This is a genomic window from Methanoregula boonei 6A8, assembly GCF_000017625.1.
In the GTDB taxonomy this organism is placed as follows: Archaea; Halobacteriota; Methanomicrobia; order Methanomicrobiales; family Methanospirillaceae; genus Methanoregula; species Methanoregula boonei.
Genome location: NC_009712.1, coordinates 1,689,685 through 1,712,333 on the forward strand (window position 1 = coordinate 1,689,685; position 22,649 = coordinate 1,712,333).

Genomic DNA, 22,649 nt, shown 5'->3' on the forward strand with positions numbered 1-22,649 from the left:
GTGATGATCTCTGTCCTGTTTGTCGATGACAATACCGAGTTCCTTGCGCAGTTCCGCCCGGTCCTTGAAAAGACCGGCGAGATGAAGCTTGAGGTGGTGGCCTCCACCAAGCAGGCAATCGAGAAACTCAAGAACCGGGCCTTTGATGTGATTGTCTGTTACGAGGACATCTCGCCGGTCAACGGCATCGATTTTGTCCCCGACATGGATGGCGTCGGCTTTTTGCGATACCTCCGCTCCATGGGAAACCCCACACCGGTCCTCCTTTTTCATCGTAAAAGCGAGAGCCGGGTGGCTTTTGCCGAGGTCAGCAACGGCTCGGAGATCGCCATTCCCCGCGCTGCTGACCTGCGTTCACCGGCAGCAGATCTCCTCACGCTCATCAGGCAGGCTGCGCTAAGAAAGAAAGCCGAGCGCGACATCAAGGCGCAGAACGATCAGCTCACCGCGATTCTCTCGGCAACGCCTCTTGGAATCTTCAACATGAAGAACGGGATCATCGAATGGGTCAACCATCCGCTCACAGCCCTTCTTGGAGTCCCGGAGTCCTCGATCGTGGGAAAACCGGTCCGCTCGCTTTTCGTAACCGAGGAGGAATACGTGCAGGTCTGCCGGGACCTCCAGATCCGCCGGGACGTGCTCGGGAACGGGTGTGCTGACTGCGAACTTGTCCGCCCGGGCGGGAGCATCCTTCCTTGCACTCTCCAGGCCAGGCTTCTTGACCCGCTTGATGCAAAAAAAGGCGGTACCGTTGTCGTCACCGACATCTCCGAGCGGAAAAAGATGCGCGATGCCCTCAAGGAGAGCGAGGCAAAGTACCGCGAGATGATGCAGAATGCCCAGAGCATCATCGTGCGTATGGACATGCAGGGCACGATCACGTATGTCAACACCTACGCGGCGGCGTTCTTCGATTACCCCGAGGCAGGCCTTGTCGGGAAGAACGTGGTCGGGACCATAGCTCCCGAGAAGAACCGGGGCGGCCATGATCTCTCGATGATGGCAAACGATCTCGGGTTCAATGCCGAGGGGTACGCGATCAACGTCAGCGAGAATATCCGGCGGAACGGGGATATTGTCTGGATCGCGTGGATCAACAAGGCGATCCGCGACCCGCAGGGCCATATCGTGGAAGTGCTCTGTATAGGTCACGATATCACCGACCGGAAACGGAGCGGGGAAGTACGGATCAGCACCGATACCTGGAAAGACCAGGTGGTTGCAGATACCGATGTGCGCGAAGAGGTCTTTGATTCCGTCTTCCATATCTGCACCGAGATCTCGATCGAGGGCAGGGAAGGAAAACCGGTGGGCACGACCTTTTTGATCGGCGACACCAAAAACGTGCTTGCCAAGTCCCGCCAGATCATGCTCAACGCCTTCGAGGGCCATGTCCCCGAGATGCGCATGGTCACCAACCCCGACTTAAAGGAGAACATCAAGGAGTTTGCCCAGCTTGACGGGGCATTCGTGGTCTCGGGCGACGGGTTCATCGAGGCTTCGGGACGGTACATCACGGTGGATTCAAGCAAGGTGACGCTCCCCAAGGGCATGGGCACCCGCCACAACTCGGTTGCCGCAATAACAAGCGTGACAAGGGCCGTGGGCATCGTGGTCTCCCAGAGTGGCGGCGGGATCACGATCTTCAAGAACGGGCTGATTTTGAAGAAGATCACGCTATGAGAAATTTTTGAAATGGCGCACGGTTAATTGTGGCGTCATCTTTGCTATGATTTATTCTATATATTCTCAAAACAGTGCGAGTACGCGCCCCCTCCGCCCCCTCGCGCTCGACGGGTGACACAGCCACACTCGTCTCGCTAGGAGGAACAACCGGGAAAGGTTGTTCTCTTTTTCACGGCCGGCAGTTGTTTGAGGAAAAAAGATGGATCTGGAGCAGCTGATTCCGGAAAACAATCGCTCAGACACCTAAGTCCGACCAGTCGCTCGCCGTCAAATCCCTTGATCAAATCCGGACCCGGTAAGTACGTAGCGGGAAAACCCGACGAGGCGTTTTCTCGCGTCCGGCATCGCTCCCCATCAATGCCGGTCTTGGTGCATCTTCGAGACTCTTTACATACAGGGCGTGGCTGATTTTGACGGAGTCATCTTTTTTGAGTCACGACAACGCAACGGAGCCGATCAGTTCCCGTACTGCCATACCCGTCGCTGCTTTTTTCCAAACCTTATTTCCGCCGGGATAAGTCCCGTATTCAGCGGGATCTGAAAAAAAGAGAGAAAAACGATTACCGAAGCATCGCGTCGAACCGTTGCGCCTTCTCCCCGTCCATAAGACAGAATGCCTGGTACTGGAGGCCCATCGATTTTGACACCGGGCAGGTCGTGCAGATACATCCTCCCTTGTCCGCGGTGATGCACTTAAAACTCGTCCCCCGGGCACAGAAAACGCTCTCACCGGCCTTACTTGCACAGGTCGCGGTATAGGTCGGGCACGTGCTGCAGACGCATATCTTTTCGAGTTCCCCCACCTTTGCCCTTGCCTGGTTGGCCGGCATCTTCGTCATTGACTTCATTGCCTTTGTGAAGGTGTCTTCCGGCATTACGCATGTTGTGCTCGCTGACATTGCCATTTGTTTTCACATCCTGCAGAAAACCGGATCCATACGTGATCCAGCTTTCCGTTCAGCCTCCCTTTTTCCCACGGTATTTAATAAAATATCCACAGGTGTTGAATTGTGAGACACAATTTGAAAGTTCCCGGGCACCTGGTATCCGGGCTAACGGGTCAAATCGTCATTCCCGCGAGCGTTTGGTGTTGCCCGGGCTGCCTGACTTGCCCCCTGATTGGGCAATTGCCTTGATCAAAACCGGATCCTGCTACGTTCGCAAAGCGGAAAACCCGGCACGGCATTATCTTGCACCTGACATCGCTCTCCTCATCAAAAGCATCAGGAAAAAAATTCTCGTGCAAGTACTTTTTTCTTTTTCTCAATCATGAGATCGTTTGTCCGGCAGAATGCGTAAGATCCTTAATTGTCCTTTTAAGAGTTACAGCGCATCGCGTATGGGATTACAGGGGTATTAGCACCTTTACTCCCACTATCTGACCTGTACTATTCCGGGCCCGAATTGAGCCCGGACTTCACCTTTCCGATCCGGCCCCACTCAAAATTCGCCCGTAAAATGCTCCGTTTCAGGTCGCAAGAGAAATATCCTTAAATTGAGCTCTGTTTGCCGAAATACGCCCGATTTAGATGTCAGCTATGGGCCACCAACGGCCCGGGAACCGAAAAAAAATCCCCCGGGAGGCAAATACCTGCCTCCACTCAGTTTTCGCCTCCCAAATGCTGCTAATTGTTGCCTCTGGTTCTCCGGCGTAAAAAGGTGGGTTTTCGACCGAATTATTACCGTTTTTTTCGGAATTATTACCTCCCGGTCCGGAAAAGCAAGGAATCGGAGCCCGTACAGGGCGTATTTTTGAAGTACTGATCTATCCGGGAAAACCGGTGTCTGGTGAACGCTGTACAGAGCAACGTATGTTCCCGTAAGGGAACAGGAGTTTACCTCCCGGGGTGACAGCACCGGCACCTCCGTTCCTCCAGATTGGACTTAAGCTAATCCGGGCCCAAATTGAGCCCGGATGACCCTTTTTGGATCCAATCCGGACCTGTATCGGGCTCCGTTTCCTGGCCGGCAAAAATAAGCCCAAATAGGCCGTATTTTGGCAAACGGACAAAATAAAACGATCTCATAAAGGCCCTTTCCAGCCCGATCCCGGCTCAAAACGGGCATTCCCCAATCCTAAAAAAAAGAGGCTGCCGGATGGCCGCTATTGCCCGCTAAAGGGCATTATATGGGGCTCAATTTGAGCGTATTTTGGCGAATAAATCGATTAAAACGACTATTTTCCACGTGAACCAAAACGGACGGTTTTACGGGCGTATTTTTGGGTATGGCGACACCCTTCGCGTGGGGGGGATGACAGTCCCCACGACATCACCATTATGCAATCATGAGTATACGGCCCGGCCAATATCTTCCGGAAAAGTGCGGATCGGGAACCATTGATTCTGGAAAATAATCAACCAAGCTGCGGAACATTTTGGAAAAAATTTGATCCGATTGCTGGCGATTTAAAAAAAGTCCGAGCCACGCGGGAAGAATCCGGAAAAAACAGTTGGCGCCGGTTCTGAAAATTTCCTGAAAAAAGTAAAATTATTCCCCGGTTTTTCCCGGCTTCGTTACCCGGTATTATAGGACCGGAACGGCACGTACTGGTCAAGGATCTTTACCGCATCCCCCTGGGGCGTGATAGCCCAGGCCTCGGCCCGGTCCTGGTAGCCGGTGGTTGCCGCAAAAGTAACGCTCTGGCCCATGGAGAACGGAGGGTCCATCTCCCCGGTCTCGACAACGCCATCCGACCGGGTGACTCTCAGCAGGATCTGCGGGATGAGGTTCAGGCCCTGGCCGCCCCGGAAGGTCATAATGATCTGCGGGTTAATGGCCATCCCGTTGCTTGCTGCCTGTACGTTCACGCTCCAGTAGGTGGGAAGGGTCCCGGTGGGTTCCGGAGTAGCGGACTCCGGGGGGAAAGCAGAAGTCGGGGTAGTCGCTACGGTTGTTGCAGCGGTCATCGTTGCCGGCGTAGTATCAGGAGTACCGGATGATGTTGAGTCCGGCTGGGTGCAGCCGGCAAGAGCAAGCCCCAGCACAAGGAGAAGTGCCGGGACAATGGCCAGTCGGAAGTTCATGCGGGAACATGAACCCTGAGGGTATATATGATAATAGGATAGCCGGGGTTAGATAGCGTTAAGGTCCGGTCCTTCAGTCACGCGATCCTTTCCGGCACCCGGGATGCCCATCCGCACTCCGGCAGGTGTACCGGCAGATGTTTCCCACGGCCCGGAACGCATCTTCGAGATCCGGGAAATTGGGGATCTTTGACTCCCGTAGGATCCGTTGCGGTGTCTTCATGGAATCGCCGCCAATCATGCAGCCCACGATCATCTTTTTTGTGTGGGTTGAGAACCGGATCAGCTCGTTTGCCACCCGTATGGGATTGGAGATTGCTGTCGGGACCGCGATCACAAACGCGATATCCCAGAGATCCTGATGCCGGATCAGGATATCAAACGTTTTTGCGTACTGCTCGGGATGTGAATCCCCCACCATGTCCATGGGATTGGCCCGGTTCCAGGCCGGGGGAAGGACCGCATCCAGTTCCCGGACCAGTTCGTCCGGGAAATGCACAAGATCGATCCCGAAACGTTCCGCATAATCCGAGGAGAGCACCGCAAACCCGCCGGCATTGGAGATGACCACGGCCCGGGTACCGGAAGGGTAGCCTTCGGAGGCAAGAAGTTCTGCGGCCTGGAACGCCTCCCGGATCGAGCGGACCGGGATCATCCCGGCCTCGCGGAACGCTGCCAGGTACACCCCGGCACTCCCTGCAAGGGATCCGGTATGGGACGATGCGGCCTTCTGCCCAATCTCCGAAGATCCGGATTTTATCACGATCACCGGTTTTGTGGGTGTGATCCGGCTCACCACATCGAGGAAACGCCGCCCGTCCCGGATCTCCTCCACGTACAGGATGATGGCGTTTGTCGCCGGATCAGAACCGGTCCATGCAACGAAATCCTCGAACGTGAGATCGAGCTGGTTTCCCACCGATATGACTGCCGAAAACCCGATCTCCTCGGGCAGGCTCCAGTCCACAATCGTGGTAATAATCGCCCCGCTCTGCGAGACAAACGCGATGGAACCGGCCCGGGGGGAGACCGGATCAAAGGTAGTATTAATTCCCTGTGCTGGCAGCATGAAACCCAGGCAGTTGGGACCCATCACCCGGATCCCGTACTTCCGTGCAGCGGCAAGCACCTGGTCCTCAAGCACCTTTCCTGCCGGCCCGATCTCGCGGAAACCTGAAGAAACAATCACGGCAAGCGGGATCTTCTTTTTCCCCGCTTCCTCGACAATGGCCGGCACTCCCGCCGCAGGAATCGCAATGACCACAGCATCGACGCGGTCCGGGATGGCAGAAAGGGAAGGATACGCCGTCTTCCCGAGGATGTCCGCGCTTCCGGGGTTGACCGGGTACAGGGCCCCGGGGAATGCAAGCATGTTCCGGCAGATGGCGTACCCTACCTTATCCGGGTTCTGGGATGCGCCGACTACGGCAACCGATCCGATCCGGAACAGGTTCCCCGGCGGCGCCACATCGCCTGTATCCTGACGGGCCGGTAACGGCAGATCACTCACGTAAATCCGGGCATCGACCGCACACGCACCCTTCCCGTACAGGATCACCGGGTTGATATCGAACTCCGCGATCTCTGCATGTTCAAGGAACATGCGCCCCAGTGCCCCGATGATTGCACAGAATGCCTCCTCGTCTTTGGGGCCGGCGCCCCGGTACCCGGCGAGAAGCGGGTAACCCCGGAGACTGCGGACCATGGCCCGGACAGTCTCGTCGCTTGCCGGGAGGAGACGAAGGGAGATATCCCGGAGCAGTTCCACGAGCGTACCGCCCATGCCCACCGAGAGCACCTTCCCGAATGCCGGGTCGGTCTTTCCCCCGACGATCAGTTCGAGGCCGGCTTTTTGCTGCTCCTCAAGAATGACTCCCTGGATCCCGGCCTCCGGGTATGCCGCCTTCACGTTCCCCATGATGGACCGGAATGCTTCCCCGGCCTCCTCAGCAGATGCAATGCCGGTAATGACACCGCCCGCATCGCTCTTATGGATCACGTCGGACGAGACTATCTTTGCCACAAGCGGAAAGCCGATCTCTTCAGCTTTTTTTTCGGCTTCCGCCGCCGTCTGCACGATCGCGTACCGGGGCACCGGAATGCCATATTTTTCCAGCAGTGCGTAACCTTGTGCCTCGGAGAGCAGGGTGCGGGTCATGGTGGCAACAACTCCTTACCTGATAGTTCCGCCCACCGGGTTAATGAGGATTGTGCAGATCTCCGGGTAACCTGTTCCTCTAGAGGGATATGCAAGACAGGTAGTTCGCCCGGGGATTTTACGCTCTGGCCCGGTCTGACCGGAGGCACACAAAAATCCTTTGGAGATCCCTTCCGGGAATTGGTATCATTATTCGATGACCGATGAACGCCGCCGCACAGGATAACCGTTCATTCTTGTGCGGGAATTTATCAATGGGTAACGGTGGTGATGAACCTGTATGGAACTGATTGAATATCCGGGCGGGGATCGGATACGTTGTCAGAGGGCAGGGGATAGTAATGGGATGAAAATCCGGTTTTGCCCTTTCATTACTCTTTTAGCTCCGACTGCACTGCCCCGGTACCTTCCTCATCCACATCAATAACCCGGTCCACAAAGGTTGTCAGCTGGAGGAGAAGATTAGGATCAAGTCCCTTCTCCACAGCAAGGAAGATCCCGGAAAATTTCATCAGCCGCAGTTTATTCGTGACAAAATGGATGAACTTGGTGATATTCTGGGACGAGATATAGATAAGCATTGCATTGACCGAATCAAAGAGCAGGGAAATTTTCTTCTCCTTGTTACTGCTTAAGATTCCCGTGATGGCGATCCCAAGATCGGTAAGATCAGAAGGGTTGCCGACGAACCGGCAGTTTAACACCGGTTCGTGATCGTGCCCTATCGCGTATTTCGTGACAGTATCGACCACAAATATCTTTTCCATCGGGATCCCTTTCTCCGCATAGTTCTTTTTGAGGATATCATAGGGCAGGTTTACCGTGACTACGAGCACGTAATAATCCCGCAAAAGCAGCATCCGGATCAGATTAATATTTTCTTCCCTCATTCGTGCAGCAGGGGCGGTAATCAGGTACAGCCCCTCGTCTTTGAGATCAGCCTGGGTAATTGCCATATCTGATCACCTTATTCTGTCAGGAATTTTTTCGAGGCATCCGGGATCCCGCCCGAATGATCGACAATTGCCCTGTTCAACTCGTTGATGTTACTGCGGATCTGCGCGAGGTTCTTTGTCTGCAGCCTGAGCTGGAGGGTAAGATCAGGAATGCTCACTTTGCCCCGGTCGATATCGCTTACCACAGACTCAAGGTTGTTTTCGATAAGGGTAAGGGGATTTTTCAACCGCATGGCTGCCTCGCTGATAAACGCGAGGAAACGCGCCTCGCTTATTTTGAGCGCGATCTCTGCCTGTCGTTGTTCGGTAATGTCCCGGCCTACCGACTGGTATCCGGTGATCGTTCCGGAAGAATCGAAGATCGCACGATCGCTCCATCGCTGCCACAGTATTGTGCCGTCCGGCATGATGATCCGGTGTTCGATGCTATCGACCGGATGGTCCGGGGTCAGGGATGCAAAGAACTGTTTCACCCGTTCCCGGTCTTCAGCGGGGATCCGGGGGCGGATGCGGTGTCCGATGATATCTTCGCGCTTCAGCCCGAAATACCGGCAGTAGGCATCGTTGACAAAAACATGCGTGCCATCCGGTAAGAACCGGGAGATGAATTCCGTCTGGTCCTCGACAACATTCCGGTACCGCGCTTCGCTTTCTTTGAGGGAGATCAGTGCCTGTATCCGTAGGGTAATATCCTGGTTTGCCCCATTGGATCGGATCGTGCGACCCGTTTTGTCCCGGGTTGTGCGGATACGCACCTTGATATACCGGATCTCACCATCCCTGCGGATAATCCGGTGCTCCAGTTCAGAGGGTGTGTCCGGGCCTTGTGAGGAGAGGGATGCGGCGATCCGTTCCTGAACGAGACCGGCGTCTTCAGGGAGGACGAAATTTTTCACATAAACATCCGCTGGCATCCGGTACCCCCCTTCGCGCTCTGCGGTTGTACCATAAAGGGCGTAGAACCGGTCGTTAAAGATGAACGTACCCGATGGCAAATCAAATTCCCAGTATGCCATGTGCGCCAGTTCCATTGAATCTTCAAGCAGGAGCTTGTTGGCTTTAAGCACCTCTTCGGTACGTTTACTCCTGGTCACATTAATGAATGATTCGACAGCCCCCAGAAGGACGCCCTTATCGTCACGGACCGGTGATGCGGTAAAATAGAACCATCTGCCATTTTTTCCGATATGCGGGAAAAAATCCACTGCTTCATACGATCCGTCGATAAGCGGGGACCGGGTGATCCTGCCCGTATACCATTCGGGAAATTTTTCAACATTTCCGTCCACAAGGAGATCGGCGAGGGTCGGGCGTTGTTCAGTATAAAACGCACGCCAGGGATCCGTGGAGCCGTACATTTCTGCAGCCTTGATCCCGCTCTCGATCTCCATGGCCCGGTTCCAGAAAATAACCCGGTGATCCGCGTCGATCACAAACTGCGGGGCCGGGGAACCATTCAGGAGCGTGTCCAGTCGGGCTTCTGCGGTACGGAGAGACCGTATGGGGAAGAATGCGATGAATGCTCCGCATGCACTCACCACGACCATGGTAAGAAGGGAAACCTCCCACATCCCGGGATACGGATAAAAAAAGTTATAGCCCGTCTCAAAAATGCCGGTCAGGACAAACATTCCCATAAAAACAAGAATCAGGGAAAAACGGGGATCGAGCCCCGGGATTTTCCTCCACATACTGCGACTGTCCATCATGTACCTTCCCGTTATACCCTGGACCTGGCAGGGCAGGAACCACACCGTGGAGCATTTTTGTATGCCTGCAAGGACCGGAAGAACGATGGAGGTATCTGGATAACAACGGGTAATATAATGTCGTGTGAAAAATATTTTTTAGAAACCTCTTTTTTTTAGTAAATCGCCATCCAGGAAGCCCGGTACTTCCCTGAAGTTACTTCCATAACGTGAATCCGGGCCAGAAATGAGAGAAATACGGGGGCTCGTCACACACAATCTGCTTTTGGGGGAGAGTAACACCAACCCCTTGGCCCGCCGGCAAACCGGGGAAAACAGGATTTACCGGTAATTACCTTAAAAATCAAAAATTAAGACATATTTTGCAACAACAGGACAGATTTATCCTCCATCCAACGATATGGTGTCAGGCTCTTAACAGGAAAAAGGAAAAAATTTAACCGGGGAGCGGAGTTGAAACCATACTACCTGACAATCAGAAATGCAGGGCCGGCGATGCCATTGATGACGGTCGCGTGGCTGCATATACAGTACAGGATGCTTTAAAACCTGATTCAAATTCCCCGGTTGCATCCATGCAGGAGAGTCATGACAATGCCTGGGAATTTCCTTACCAGTCTGTACGGTATTGCGATCTCACCCGGTTCCGCGACAGGTAATGATCATGAACCCGTTACCCCGGTCATCAAAAGCCATACTCGATATTCTCGGTACCTGTGGTGCAATGACCCACAAGGATCTCGTGGGCAAATGTGACTACTCCCCAAGAACCATACGCTACGCCTTAAAACAGCTCAGGGAAAGAAAACTCCTCATAGAAAAGATGAACATCCATGACATGCGCCAGATCATTTACCAGTACCGTATGGCTCCCGTACAGGAAAACGGGAATGCTAACCTGCCGGCGCCATCCTCCCGGCCCAACCGCGACTTCTGGAGAGTGCAAATCCCCATCCCGCGCAAAACAGCACCAGGTACAAAAAACCTGGAGTACAAACAGCATTGCGGGAAATACCGGAACTAAAAATAAAAGAATGATGGTTTGAACGGTCACAACTACCGGGGTGGACCGCCGGGTATCATCATCCGGCAGAGGACAATAGGTTCGTCCGAAAGAAACACCGGATCCATTCCTAAAATCCAAAAGAAAAAATCCGTGCCTGTCCTCGAATAAAAAAAAATTACTCTGCCCCGTACGGGCGGTTTGCCCGCAGGCACTGCGCAAGATCTGCAAGGACAGGCTCGATCGCCTGTTCCTTCCGGTATCGTTCTGCGATCTGCTCGGCAAGGCTGCCTTTGGCAATCCGCTCTTTGATAACCGGGAGATACTGCCGTTCCTCGGCTGTTGCCTTTCGCCAGGCATGAGAGTACAACGCTTCCAGTTCGGGCAAGAGGCCGGCCGTACCCTGCCGGATCGCTGTTTCGGTAAGCGCAAGGAGCGAGTCCTGGTCGCTCTCCACCGGAAGGGTTGTACAGCGGAGAAGGGAGGAGACGAATGCCACAAATGCCATGTCCGAGCGGACGCACTCCTGTTCGTCAAGCGCCTTGATCTCCAGGCACTGCCGGGAGAACCGGATGATAAGGCCGCTTGAATTGAGCCACTCCTCGCAGAGGATTGCCGCATCCCGTTCCCGGAGCTCTGTATAGATCACTTCCTGCGCAGATTTGTACTCTGCAACAGATGAAAGCCGGGCCGGGATGATCCCGCTGCAGATCCCCGGGATCTCTTTCTGGTTCTCGCGGTAAAAGAGGAGCCGGTTGTCCATGGCCCCGGTCAGCCTTCCCTCGACCATGGGAGAGGAGGCCGAAAGCGCGATAAGGTACGGGAGCAGGGTTCGGATCCGGTTGTACTGCACGAGCAGGTCCTTTTCCCCGGCATAGGAGAGATTGATCTGGAGCGCCTGGATATTGAGCCACCCGTGCTGGCGGATATTGAAGAGCCGGTCATAGGCCTCGTAGTACTCTCCCTCGTCATGGTCCCACACAATAGCCCGGTCAAGGGTAAGTGTTGGGTGCATCCCCAGCCCAAGGAGGTGGTACCGGGCAGGAAAAACCCGGTAAAACTTTTCTATGCCGGAAAAGATCTGGGCCTCAAGCGCTGCAGGACCGGAGGCCGGCGTGCGCGGGACAAACTCGATCACGCTCTTCTGGAGCTCTTTTCCCAGATTTACTTCACCAAACCGGATCTCGCTCTCGAACCGCCCGCAGATCGCCTTTATGATCTGGTCGGAGACCGGGAGCGCTGTAAAGTGCGCATCGTTGATCGAGTACTCGTGCTCTGTTCCGACAGTCATACCGGGGGGTGTTCCCGTGGAATAACCGCCACGAGATCGGTCTCGGGTTCCTCGATCCGGTTGATCGCCTCGATCTCTTCTTTGGGGAGGCCGGAAACAAGCCGGACAATATTCTCTGCCGCCCGTTCGTACTGCTGGTGGTACGCCGCAGGTTGTTCCTTAAGGAGCGGGACAATCGGGCATATGGATGCCTGTTTTAAAAAGATCCGGATGGTGTCGTTTACCACATCGAAGGTAAAAGGACCGGCCCGGCAGGTCTCGGGCTTGATCGCATGGCAGGTGCATTTGTGATCCACCATGAGGATACAGGTATTGTCCTTGTGGGTCCGGAGCCGGAAATAGCCTTCCTTCCGCTCAAACGATGCTGCCGGGATGCCGGCAGCAATCAGGGCACGGTACCGTTCCTGCGAAACCGGGGGATGTGCCTCATCGCAACAGTGTCCCCCGCAGGCCATACAGATAGCTTCGGCACGAAGCAGCCAGTCTTCGGTCATAATAGATCACGCCGCAAAAAGGTGGCCGATGATCTGCTCGTAGATCTGCGGGTAGCAGGCATCCTCGCCGCTCTCAAGCGACGGGTTGTCATTTACCTCGATCACGCAGGCATCGCCGTTGTTGTTCTTGATATCCACGCCGTACAGGCCGTTCCCTATGGCATTACCCGCCTCAATCCCGAGTTGCACCACGTGGGGAGGGACAGCTGCTTCGGGCATGCTTTCCACCCCGCAGTACACAATATGGCCGTTGACTGAGGCCTGGATCTTGAAGGTCACCGAGGGGATCGTGTACTTGCAGGCATACAGGAGTTTCCCGTCAAGGACTCCCACTCTCCAGTCGTATTTGCTCTCCACGAACTGCTGGACCACGATCCGGTCCGACATCTTGATGAAGCGCCGCGCAACCCGGAAGAACTCGGCGATATCGCTCACCTTCTCCACCCGCTGCGAGAACGAGGTCGAGGGTTCCTTGAGGATGAGCGGTGTTCCCAGTGTATCGAAGAGCTCGGTAACCTTTTCGACCGTGAGATCGGTTTTTGGCAGGAATACCGTTCTTGGGAGCGCGACGTTCATCCTGATGAGATGGGAGTACATGTTGATTTTGTCCCCGCAGATCTGGATGGAGTTTGCATCATCTATTACGGGAATCCCGTGGAATTCCGCCATCCGGGCCGCCACGTAGGTGATGTTCTTGGGATCGGTCCGGGCCCGGATAAAAAGGGCATCCATTTTCGGGATCTTGTTGATATCTACGGGAAAAAGGAACTCCGCGTTGTGCCCCAGGGCTTCCGCCACGTCCCGGCAGTGGATCAGGGCAGTAAGCTGCTCGGCGTTGGAGAGGGTTTTCCGGTCCACAAAGATGCCAAGCCGGCTCATAGGAACACCTGGTGATCGCGGTACGCCGCAAGGAATGCCCGCTCTCCCGGGGAGAGGCGCGTGTACCGCGTGGGGGCGAGCGAGGAGAGAGCGCAGGTGTCGCCGTTCCGGACAAAGACCATGTTCACAAGCGGGATGGAGAAGAGCCCGTAGAGTTTCTCCGCATAGCCGGCGATTGTCGCACACCTGTCCGTAGTCTTCCCAAAGACTGCCGTGCAGGTGCAGATCGCTGCATCATCGTCGATCTTCTGGTAGCAGAAGGGGTACTTGCCCCGGTTGGTGATGTGCTTGATCACATCCTTTGACTGATCGCTGTCCCGTACCACCGCATAATCGGTAGCCGTGGCAAAGTAGTTGATGCCGTACAGGATGGCCGGCAGGGGAACGTACGCCTGCGAGATCCCCCATTCTGCTACCGGGATACCGGCACGTTTTGCGCGCTCAAGGCAGACCGGCACCACGAATGCATCAAGAACATCGCGGCTGGAGGGGCGGGTTGCCTCGCCTGCCTGCTCGCGGGCAAGAATGGTGTAGTAAGCCTCGGATTTGTATGAGTAGTCCTCGGCAATTACATGACAGGCACTGTCCCGCTGGATCACCGCAAGGGAGTCCCGCACCATGGCGTGATCCTTCCGGTGCAGGACATGTGCCGCTGCCCGCTTTTTTACCACCGGGCGGGGAAGCGCGCCTGATGCTGTGCCCGCGGTTTTGGAAAGAATGCTGCCCCCGGATTCAGGCATAGCCCCGGCCTCTGCCGAAGCATCCCACCTATCGTTCATCTGCAGATCAGCTCGTTTGTTACCCTCGCTGATCGTCCCCGGGGGCCGGGTAGTTCCGGTACGGCATGGCAGGACCGGGCAAAAGACAGATTACAAATCATACGCGCCGCGGTTACCCTGCAGCGCTCTATAGAAAAAGAAGGAGAAAACGAGACCCGTTTATCCTCTTTTTCATCGTCATCGTTGCTGACACAGACGGTCATGTTCAACACTAATCCGGCACACGTGACCGGATTTATTCTCTTTTCTTCTATAAGCAGAGGCCGTATAATGTATCTTTGGGTGTTCCACCCTGCATTTATGATTACGGGTCATAGCCCGGGCCGGGACCAGAGAAGACGCGCAGGTCGCACTGTTATTTCCGTACCGTATATCCCCGTTCGGTCAGGACCCGGATCACCAGATCGTCCCACCGGTTATCGTCCGGCTCGTGCACCGGATCGATGCATTCTGTAAAGATACGGGTCACAAACGGATCCTCCGAGCAGAGGTAGCGCGAGAACATGATCCGCCCGGCCCTCCTTCCGGTCCGGGAAAGGATCAGCATCCTCCAGCATCCATAGTCCCGGCAGATATCGGGCCGGGTCAGGTGCACGGTACAGAATGCCTTTTCGGAACCGGGCTGGTGCCGGAAGAACGGGCATGCCTCGGGGAGTTTGTCAAAGATGGCCCGGTCATCGTACAGGGCCTGCTTATCCGGGTCCACCACAACAACGTTGGACTCGTTTGTGTAACGGTTAAAGACCACAAACGTATAGTTTCCGCGATCCTCGGTTATGCTGTGCACCAGCCCAAGGTGGCTGCAGCATTCCCCGCACTGCTGGCAGTCAAAAACCATTGTCCCGGTCCTCTACCGGACATAGAACGCCCCGCGTTTTAATGGCACTGGTGCAGGGGAAGGTTAAAAAAAACACTGCTCTTGCCGGAAATTGCCAAGATTAATACCGGTCCCGCACATATACGTACCATCGCATGGAGATTCTTTCGATTCTCTTAACCATCGCCGGGCTCTGCCTTTTTGAGACGATCACAAGCATTGACAATGCCATTATCAATGCCGAGGTTCTCTCCACCATGTCGCAAAAGGCACGACGGTGGTTCCTGATCTGGGGTCTCCTTTTTGCCGTCTTTGTGATCCGGGGCGTGCTGCCCTGGCTGATTGTCTGGGCCTCAGCACCCTCGCTTGGGCCGGTTGGCGCACTCACCGCAACCTTTTCTAGCGACCCCGCGGTTGTTGCCGCAATCGCCCAGGCCGCCCCGATCCTTCTTGTGGGCGGCGGGACATTCCTTATCTTCCTCTTTTTACACTGGATCTTTTTAGAGGAGAAGGAGTACGGGATCTGCGGCGAGCGTTATATCGCTACAAAGGGTGTCTGGTTCTTTGCCGTGGTCTCAATCTTCCTTGCCGGCCTTGTCTGGCTTGCCATAAGCAAAAATCCCATGATGGCCTTTGGTGCGGTTGTGGGCTCCTCGGCATTTTTCATTGTGCACGGGTTCCGGCAGAATGCAGAGGAGCATGAGAGAAAAATGGTCTCGGGCGATCTCTCCGATATCAGCAAGATCTTTTACCTGGAGATCATCGATGCCACATTCTCCATCGACGGGGTCATGGGAGCCTTCGCGTTTACCATGGCAGTCCCGCTCATCATCATAGGTAACGGGATTGGTGCCCTGATTGTCCGGGAACTGACCGTAAGGAACGTGGACACAATCCGGAATTACCGGTACCTGAAAAACGGGGCCATGTATTCCATCCTCATTTTGGGCATTATCATGATCCTGGATGGCTTTGGCGCCGGCATCCCTGAGTATGTCTCCCCGATCGCCACTTTTGGCATTGTCGGGTATTTCCTGTACCGCTCCATCCGGGCAGCCCCGCCGGCCGGTACTACGTAAACCAAGGATCCTTCTTCATTTTCTTGAGAGGAATCACCGCGACCCGTAGGATCGGACATGGTCACGGACGCGGCGATAGGGTTCGGAGAGGGGGTTGTGGTCATCGTACATCCGCATGTCGTTGCGGTTGTACTGCTGCCGGTCGTTTCCCACAGGGCAGACCTTGATGCAGCACCCGCACGGGGACAGGTACCGGTCCCGGAGTTCTTCTGACCGGCATGCACAGGCATGCTTATCGGTAAGGTGTGCCGGGTAACCGCCGCTTTTTACAGCCGATACGGGGCAGGCGGATACACAACGCCCGCAACGGATGCAGAGGGATTCCTCTAAAACCGGGTCACCGGGGATTTCGGCTGAGGTGAGAATGGAAGCAAACCTGACCCGGGGGCCGTACTGGGGGGTAAGGAGCATGTTGTTCTCCCCGAATGTGCCAAGACCCGCGCAGAAAGCCGCATGCCGGTGGGAAAAGAAAGCTGCCGGGTTCTCCTTTAGGACCGTAATCGACCCGTACCCGTCGCGGGGGACCCAGACCGAGGGGTAACCTTTCTCAGTCAGGAATGTGGCAAGGCGGTACGCACAGGCATCAAGAGTCTCGTTAACCACATGGTACAGCTCGTGGTACCAGATGGACGGTGCAGTGTCCACGATCGGGAGGCTGACCGGGAATCCGATCACGATCACACTTTTTGTCCCGGGAACAAGGGATGCCGGCCGGAATGCCTCCGGGACCCAGGGTTCGAACAGGGGATTGTTCCAGCGCTCTGCCGGGGCAAATCCGACAAGCGGGATATCCATGCCACCGGTTTTCCTGAGGATCTGGCGCCGGAGGAGCGAGCTCATGGATCACGTGTTGCACGGGGAAGGTAAAGAGAGTTTGTTCCCGGGCAAAGAATATGCCCGGCAAGATCCGGGCAAAAAATCCCGGACATCCCTTTATCACGAGAGGGATATATGCCGGGGGACAGGACAAAAAGGGCAAGCGGCATTTATTCGCCGGTGACCGTACACACAATGGTTCGTTTTCTGCCTGAGTTTACATCAAGCTCAAGAAGGACAATCTGCTGCCATGTCCCGCAGCAGGGAGCCCCGCCTGAAACCGGGATCGTAAGAGACGGGCCCACAAGCGCGGCTTTTACATGCGAGCGCCCGTTGCCATCCCCCCACTTCGTGTTATGGGCATAGTCTGCAGTATCGGGCGCAAGAACACAGAGTGCCCGGTCGAGATCCGCTAGCACGCCGGGCTCGTACTCGATCGTGGTCAGCGCCGCAGTCGAGTGCTGCACGAAAAGATGTACAAGGCCGTCCTGTATCCCGCTCTCACAAACAACAGCAGCTACCTGCGGCGTGATATTGAGTATCTCTCCTTCACGCCGGGTGGTAACGGATATAATCTTACGGAACATGGGGGGCTCCATTTTTTTTAGAACGTTCAGGCAGTAACCGCAAGCGAGTTAACCACAACCTGGGTCTGCTGGTCGGTGATATAGATGATCCAGATCCCTGGGGGAATGACGGTTATTTCCCCGGTTCCTTTCCCTGATATCACAGCACTGAAATTATCCGTGTCCCAGAACTGCGATCCATCGTAATAAATGATCACAGTCCCCCCATCAGCCCATGGCTTTCCGGTCATGACCGGGGAAGGTGCGACGGGAATCTTTTCACCATCGGGAGACTCAAGGGTAACAAAGACCCCGGGTGATGATGCAGGACCGGATGCGTTGGCCAGAGCAACCGGATCGCCCTGCAAATGGTACAGGATGATCACACTTTTGTCGGGAACCGGTGTTGAAACTTTTGCCTGGACGGCAAATACCGGGGGCTTCTGGAGAAAGGTGGTGACAAATACCCCCGAAACGGCAATGATAAGGACAACCGAAATACCGATCAGAAGGATGAGCAGAAAAATCCCGTATGCTTCAGTCAGGGCGCGGTCACGGCACGGGAGGGGCAAAGGATCAGATCCGTAAACCATCCTTGGAAGATCCAGCTCAAAAAGGTTCTCATTGGAATGAGCAGGAGACCAGTAAAAAAAAAAAGATTATTCCGGAGATACAGGTGCGGGGGGTTCAGGGTCAGCCTCCACACCCGGTTCCGGGGTGACTATGGCAACGCCGATAACCTTGTCTTTCTCATCAAGACGCATGATCTTGACACCTTTGGCGCCACGGCCGGTGATCCGGATAGAGTTGACCGATGTCCGGATAACGACACCCGATGCGGTCATGACAAAGATCTCATCGGTATCCGCGACCGCACGCGAGTGTATCACGACATCCCGCTCGACCTGCATGTTCTTGACACCCATTGTTGCCCTGCCGTGACCGCGGAAGTCGTCGAACTCGGTCCTCTTGCCAAACCCGGCATCGGTGATGGACAGGAGGTGATCTTTCTCCACGAGCGTCAGTGCGACAATAGTATCGTTGCCCCGCAGCCGCATGCCGATAACACCGGAAGCACCGCGGCCCACGATCCTCACAGTGTCCTCGTGGAACCGGAGGCCGTACCCGAACCGGGTCGAAAGCACGACTTCTTTGGTGTTGTCGGTCGTGATCACATCGACCAGCTTGTCGTTTTCCCTGAGACGGATAGCGTTGGTCCCGGTTGAACGCGGGAACGAGAACTCATCCTGCGGGATCTTGATGACCTGCCCGAGCTGCGTTGCGAACAACAGGTAGCGGTCTTTCCGGAACTCCCGGATCGGGATGACCGTTGTAACGACCTCGTCTTTCAAGTTAAGGAGGTTAACGATCGGCTTGCCTTTTGCAATGCGGGAGCTTTCGGGGATCTGGTAGACCTTGAGCCAGTAGACCCGGCCGATGTTCGTGAAACAGAGAAGGTAATCCTTCATCCCCGCCGCAAAGACAGAGCTCACGACATCGTCCTCTTTTGTGGTCATCCCGGTGATGCCATGGCCTCCCCTGCGCTGCTTGCGGTAGGTGTCAAGGTCCATGCGCTTGATGTAGTTGGCAGTGGTGATCGAGACAAGAACCGTCTTGTCTTCGATTAAGTCCTCAGTGGAAAGATCGCTTGCGTCAAGGGTAATCTCCGTTCTCCTCGCATCGCCGAATTTGAGTGCAATCTCGGAAGTCTCGCGCCGGATTTCATCTTTGATGTTTTCTTCGCTTGCGAGGATCGTTTCGAGCTTGAGGATCTCCGCCTCGAGGGTTGATTTTTCATCGACTATCTTCTGCTGTTCAAGCGCCGCGAGGCGGCGCAGCTGCATCTGGAGAATTGCGTTTGCCTGGAGTTCATCCAGTCCAAATCCGGAGATGAGCGCAATGCGTGCGTTGTCCACGGTATCAGAACCGCGGATCGCCGCGATGATCTTATCGATGCTCGCAAGCGCCGTGAGGAGACCATTTAAGATATGGACCCGCTCCTGGCACTTTTTAAGATCAAACTCCGACCTGCGCCGGATAACCTCGATGCGATGATGCACAAAGTTCCCGAGCAGGGCCGGTAGGTTGAGGAGCTTGGGGGTACCGTCCACAATCGCGAGGTTATACGCCGAGAAACCAGACTCAAGGGCGGTGAACCGGTACAGGTTGTTGAGGATGACCGCCGAGATCGTGCCCTTGCGGAGCTCGAAGACAACCCGGATCCCGTCCTTGTCGGACTCATCGCGGATATCGCTGATCCCGTCGAGTTTCTTATCCTTGACCATGTCGGCGATGGCCGTGATCCACTGGGCCTTGTTGACCTGGTACGGGAGCTCGGTGACGATAATCCGGTCGCCCCGGTTTCCACCCTCGGATTCCTCTATTTCAGCAACGCCGCGGACTACGATCCGGCCCTGGCCGGTGGCGTAGATATTCTTCACGCCGTCGACACCCATCAGGATGCCGCCGGTCGGGAAGTCCGGGCCCGGCATGATCTTCAGGAGTTCTTCGACCGGGACGGAGGGTTCATCGAGGAACCGGTTGACCGCTGCGCAGACCTCGCGGAGGTTGTGCGGCGGCATCTTCGTGGCCATCCCGACCGCAATCCCATCCGTCCCGTTGACGAGGAGGTTGGGGATCTTCGAGGGGAGTACCGTTGGCTCCTTCAACGACTCATCGTAGTTGGGAACGAATTCCACCGTCTCCTTATCGAGATCCTCAAGGAGCGCCTCGGCGTACGGGAAGAGCCTCACTTCGGTGTACCTGCTCGCTGCTGCGGCATCCCCATCCACTGAACCGAAGTTTCCCTGCCCCTGCACGAGCGGGTGCCGGTAGGAAAACGGCTGGGCCATCTTGACGATGGTGTCGTAGATGGATGCGTCACCGTGCGGGTGGTACTTACCCATCACGTCACCGACCACCCTCGCGCTCTTTTTCGTGGGCTTGTCGCTCGTGTTGCCCATGTCCCACATCGCGTAAAGCGATCGGCGGTGGACCGGTTTGAGGCCATCGCGGACATCAGGAATGGCACGCTGGATGATGACTGACATCGCGTAGTTGATGAACGATGTCTTCATCTCCTGCTCGATGCTGATCGGTTCCGTCTTATGGGTCTCGGGGGTGCCTGCAGGCGGGACTTCAGATGTCAAGGTTCGTCACCTCCTTTGCATGGCGCATGATGAAATTCTTTCGTATCTCCACATCCTTCCCCATCAGGGTCTTGAACATCTCGTCTGCCTCGTACGCGTCCTCGATCGAGACCTTGAGGAAAATCCGGTTCTCGGGGTCCATGGTCGTGTCCCAGAGCTGCTGGGCATTCATCTCACCAAGACCCTTGTACCGCTGGATGGAGACTCCCTTATCTCCCATGGCGGCTGAAACTTTTTGCATCTCAGCCTCTTTGTACACGTATTTTTCCTCCTTTCCTTTCGCAATCCTGAAAAGAGGCGGCTGGGCGATGTACACGTACCCGAGCTCGATAAGTTTCCTCATGTACCGGTAGAAAAACGTGAGGAGAAGAGTCCGGATATGCGCCCCGTCGACATCGGCATCGGTCATGATGACGATGCGGTGGTACCGGGCGCGTTCGGGATCGAATTTCTCGCCAATCCCGGTGCCGATAGCGTTAATCAGTGTCTGGATCTCGGCATTTTTCAGGATCTGGTGTTCGCCTGCTTTTTCTACGTTGAGGATCTTACCCCGGAGGGGAAGAATGGCCTGGAACTTGCGGTCGCGGCCCTGCTTGGCACTGCCGCCTGCAGAGTCGCCTTCCACGATATAGATCTCGCTTTTTGCCGGGTCGCGCTCGGAACAGTCCGAGAGCTTCCCGGGCAGGCCGGCAGATTCAAGCGAGCTCTTGCGCCGTGCAAGATCACGGGCATTCCTCGCTGCTTCACGGGCCTTTGCTGCTGATAGTGCCTTCTCGACGATGATCTTGAGCACGCCCGGATTTTCGTCGAAGTACTCGGTAAGTGCAGCATAAACGAGTGAATCGACAATACCTTTCACGCTGCTGTTCCCGAGGCGCATCTTGGTCTGGCCCTCGAACTGGGGGTTGGCCATCTTGACCGAGACGACCGAGGTCAGGCCTTCGCGGACATCTTCGCCCCTGAGCGTAACCTGGGCATTCTCCTTGATGATGCCGTTTCTCTTTGCAACAACGTTGATACCCCGGGTGATAGCGCTCCGGAATCCTTCGAGATGGGTGCCACCCTCACGGGTGTTGACCGAGTTGACATAGGTATAGAGTTTCTCGTCGTACCCTGTCGTGTACTGCATCGCGACTTCGAGGTCGAGCTTGTTTTCAGCGTCTTTTTTGGTGATGTAGATGGGATTCGGGTGAAGGACTTCGTTGCCTTCATTTAGGTATTTCACGAACTCGGAAAGCCCGCCCGCATAACAGTACGTCGCCGAGTCCCCGGTCCGCTCATCAGTGATAATAATGGTGAGCCCGGCGTTAAGGAACGCAAGTTCCCGGAGCCGGTGGGCGAGGACGTCATAGTCGAAAGTGGTGGTCTCGAAGATCGAAGCATCAGGGACGAAGTGGATCCGGGTGCCGGTCAGCTTGTTGCCGAGGGTTGCGAGGAGCGATGCCCGGTCTTCCTGTTCGTTGCCCGTGGGATAGTGGGCGGCCGTCGTGAGATCGAGCTGGCCGGTGACCGTGCCGGGAGGTGTGACAGGAACCTGACCCGGGATAGCGCCCGAAGAGACCGCAAGCGCCGGGGAGGCTCTGGCAAACGGTGCCGGTTCGCCATACCACTGCTGGTACCGTGCAAGAAGTTCGGCAAGGGTCTCTTCCCGGGTCGTGAGGGGCAACGTGGTTTTTCCCTGCGAAAACCGCATCTCGTAGATATTGCCGTCCCGGTACACCCGGGCGGAGAGCCAGTTCGAGAGGGCATTCACCACGGAGACACCAACACCGTGGAGACCACCTGAGACCTGATAGGTCTCCTTGTCGAATTTTCCGCCTGCATGGAGTACGGTCAGAACGACTTCGAGGGCACTCTTGTGGTTCTTCTCCATCGTGTCAACGGGTATCCCCCGGCCATTGTCCTCGACCATGAGCGACCCGTCTTTATTGATGACAACGCAGATGCGGTTGCAGAAGCCGGCCAGTGCCTCGTCGATAGAGTTGTCCACGACTTCATACACAAGGTGATGGAGCCCCCGGGTATCAGTGCTCCCGATATACATGGCAGGGCGCTCCCGAACCGGCTGCAGACCTTCCAGTACCGTGATGTGGGATGCATCGTAAGTATCAGTCAAGAAAAACCTCCCGTGGAAAATTCATTAAAAAAATTCCTTAAGATTATCACAATAATTATTGGTTCTCCGGCATTAAAATCCTGCTTGTCATAAAATCAGGCGTGGGAACCTGTATAGCCACCAGT

Annotated in this window: 18 protein-coding genes; 3 read left to right on the top strand and 15 right to left on the bottom strand. The window is 55.5% G+C overall.

Going from position 1 to position 22,649, the window contains the following annotated elements:
* Positions 1 to 3 precede the first annotated feature (3 nt).
* Positions 4 to 1,683: a PAS domain S-box protein gene (locus MBOO_RS08440; protein WP_012107179.1), complete on the top strand. Its 1,680-nt coding sequence runs from the start codon at positions 4 to 6 to the stop codon at positions 1,681 to 1,683.
* Positions 1,684 to 2,246: 563 nt separating this feature from the next.
* On the opposite strand, the gene MBOO_RS08445 is transcribed toward MBOO_RS08440, so the two are convergent.
* From MBOO_RS08445 to MBOO_RS13135, 5 genes are all read right to left on the bottom strand, one after another.
* A complete protein-coding gene (locus tag MBOO_RS08445) occupies positions 2,247 to 2,591 on the bottom strand; it encodes a DUF2769 domain-containing protein (protein WP_012107180.1) in 345 nt (114 codons plus the stop codon).
* A gap of 1,611 nt (positions 2,592 to 4,202) precedes the next feature.
* On the bottom strand, positions 4,203 to 4,712 hold the full coding sequence (locus MBOO_RS08450) for a hypothetical protein (protein WP_012107182.1): 510 nt from the start codon (positions 4,710 to 4,712) through the stop codon (positions 4,203 to 4,205).
* Between the two features lie 73 nt (positions 4,713 to 4,785).
* Entirely contained in the window at positions 4,786 to 6,870 is a 2,085-nt protein-coding gene (locus MBOO_RS08455; protein WP_012107183.1) for an acetate--CoA ligase family protein, read from the bottom strand.
* A gap of 371 nt (positions 6,871 to 7,241) precedes the next feature.
* Complete coding sequence (locus MBOO_RS08460) at positions 7,242 to 7,826, bottom strand: DUF7504 family protein (RefSeq protein WP_012107184.1); 585 nt, start codon at positions 7,824 to 7,826, stop codon at positions 7,242 to 7,244.
* An 11-nt stretch (positions 7,827 to 7,837) separates the two neighbouring features.
* A complete protein-coding gene (locus MBOO_RS13135) occupies positions 7,838 to 9,535 on the bottom strand; it encodes a PAS domain S-box protein (protein ID WP_012107185.1) in 1,698 nt (565 codons plus the stop codon).
* Between the two features lie 664 nt (positions 9,536 to 10,199).
* Between MBOO_RS13135 and MBOO_RS14230 the strand changes: the two genes are divergently transcribed.
* Positions 10,200 to 10,559: a hypothetical protein gene (locus MBOO_RS14230; protein ID WP_332306243.1), complete on the top strand. Its 360-nt coding sequence runs from the start codon at positions 10,200 to 10,202 to the stop codon at positions 10,557 to 10,559.
* Positions 10,560 to 10,716: 157 nt separating this feature from the next.
* On the opposite strand, the gene MBOO_RS08475 is transcribed toward MBOO_RS14230, so the two are convergent.
* From MBOO_RS08475 to MBOO_RS08495, 5 genes are all read right to left on the bottom strand, one after another.
* Complete coding sequence (locus MBOO_RS08475) at positions 10,717 to 11,829, bottom strand: glutamate-cysteine ligase family protein (RefSeq protein WP_012107187.1); 1,113 nt, start codon at positions 11,827 to 11,829, stop codon at positions 10,717 to 10,719.
* Positions 11,826 to 12,323, bottom strand: coding sequence for a YkgJ family cysteine cluster protein (locus MBOO_RS08480; RefSeq protein ID WP_012107188.1), 498 nt, complete (start codon positions 12,321 to 12,323; stop codon positions 11,826 to 11,828). The genes MBOO_RS08475 and MBOO_RS08480 overlap by 4 nt, the downstream gene beginning before the upstream one ends.
* A 6-nt stretch (positions 12,324 to 12,329) precedes the next feature.
* Entirely contained in the window at positions 12,330 to 13,202 is an 873-nt protein-coding gene (locus MBOO_RS08485; protein WP_012107189.1) for an ATP-grasp domain-containing protein, read from the bottom strand.
* Positions 13,199 to 13,981, bottom strand: coding sequence for a RimK-like ATPgrasp N-terminal domain-containing protein (locus tag MBOO_RS08490; RefSeq protein WP_232385593.1), 783 nt, complete (start codon positions 13,979 to 13,981; stop codon positions 13,199 to 13,201). Before MBOO_RS08490 ends, MBOO_RS08485 begins: the two co-directional genes overlap by 4 nt.
* A 355-nt stretch (positions 13,982 to 14,336) precedes the next feature.
* Positions 14,337 to 14,819: a YkgJ family cysteine cluster protein gene (locus tag MBOO_RS08495; RefSeq protein ID WP_012107191.1), complete on the bottom strand. Its 483-nt coding sequence runs from the start codon at positions 14,817 to 14,819 to the stop codon at positions 14,337 to 14,339.
* Between the two features lie 134 nt (positions 14,820 to 14,953).
* Between MBOO_RS08495 and MBOO_RS08500 the strand changes: the two genes are divergently transcribed.
* Positions 14,954 to 15,877, top strand: a complete 924-nt coding sequence (locus MBOO_RS08500) for a DUF475 domain-containing protein (RefSeq protein WP_012107192.1) — start codon at positions 14,954 to 14,956, stop codon at positions 15,875 to 15,877.
* A 33-nt stretch (positions 15,878 to 15,910) separates the two neighbouring features.
* On the opposite strand, the gene MBOO_RS08505 is transcribed toward MBOO_RS08500, so the two are convergent.
* The 5 genes from MBOO_RS08505 to MBOO_RS08525 form a co-directional block, all read right to left on the bottom strand.
* Positions 15,911 to 16,717 carry a 4Fe-4S binding protein gene (locus tag MBOO_RS08505; RefSeq protein ID WP_012107193.1) on the bottom strand — a complete coding sequence of 269 codons (807 nt, stop codon included), beginning with the start codon at positions 16,715 to 16,717 and terminating at the stop codon, positions 15,911 to 15,913.
* Between the two features lie 146 nt (positions 16,718 to 16,863).
* The gene (locus MBOO_RS08510; protein ID WP_012107194.1) at positions 16,864 to 17,280 is read right to left on the bottom strand and encodes a secondary thiamine-phosphate synthase enzyme YjbQ; all 417 of its coding nucleotides are present in this window, start codon (positions 17,278 to 17,280) and stop codon (positions 16,864 to 16,866) included.
* Positions 17,281 to 17,306: 26 nt separating this feature from the next.
* A complete protein-coding gene (locus MBOO_RS08515) occupies positions 17,307 to 17,831 on the bottom strand; it encodes a hypothetical protein (RefSeq protein WP_048068408.1) in 525 nt (174 codons plus the stop codon).
* Positions 17,832 to 17,918: 87 nt separating this feature from the next.
* Positions 17,919 to 20,408, bottom strand: a complete 2,490-nt coding sequence (gene gyrA, locus MBOO_RS08520) for a DNA gyrase subunit A (protein WP_012107196.1) — start codon at positions 20,406 to 20,408, stop codon at positions 17,919 to 17,921.
* Positions 20,398 to 22,524, bottom strand: coding sequence for a DNA topoisomerase subunit B (locus MBOO_RS08525; RefSeq protein ID WP_012107197.1), 2,127 nt, complete (start codon positions 22,522 to 22,524; stop codon positions 20,398 to 20,400). Before MBOO_RS08525 ends, gyrA begins: the two co-directional genes overlap by 11 nt.
* Positions 22,525 to 22,649: the final 125 nt, after the last annotated feature.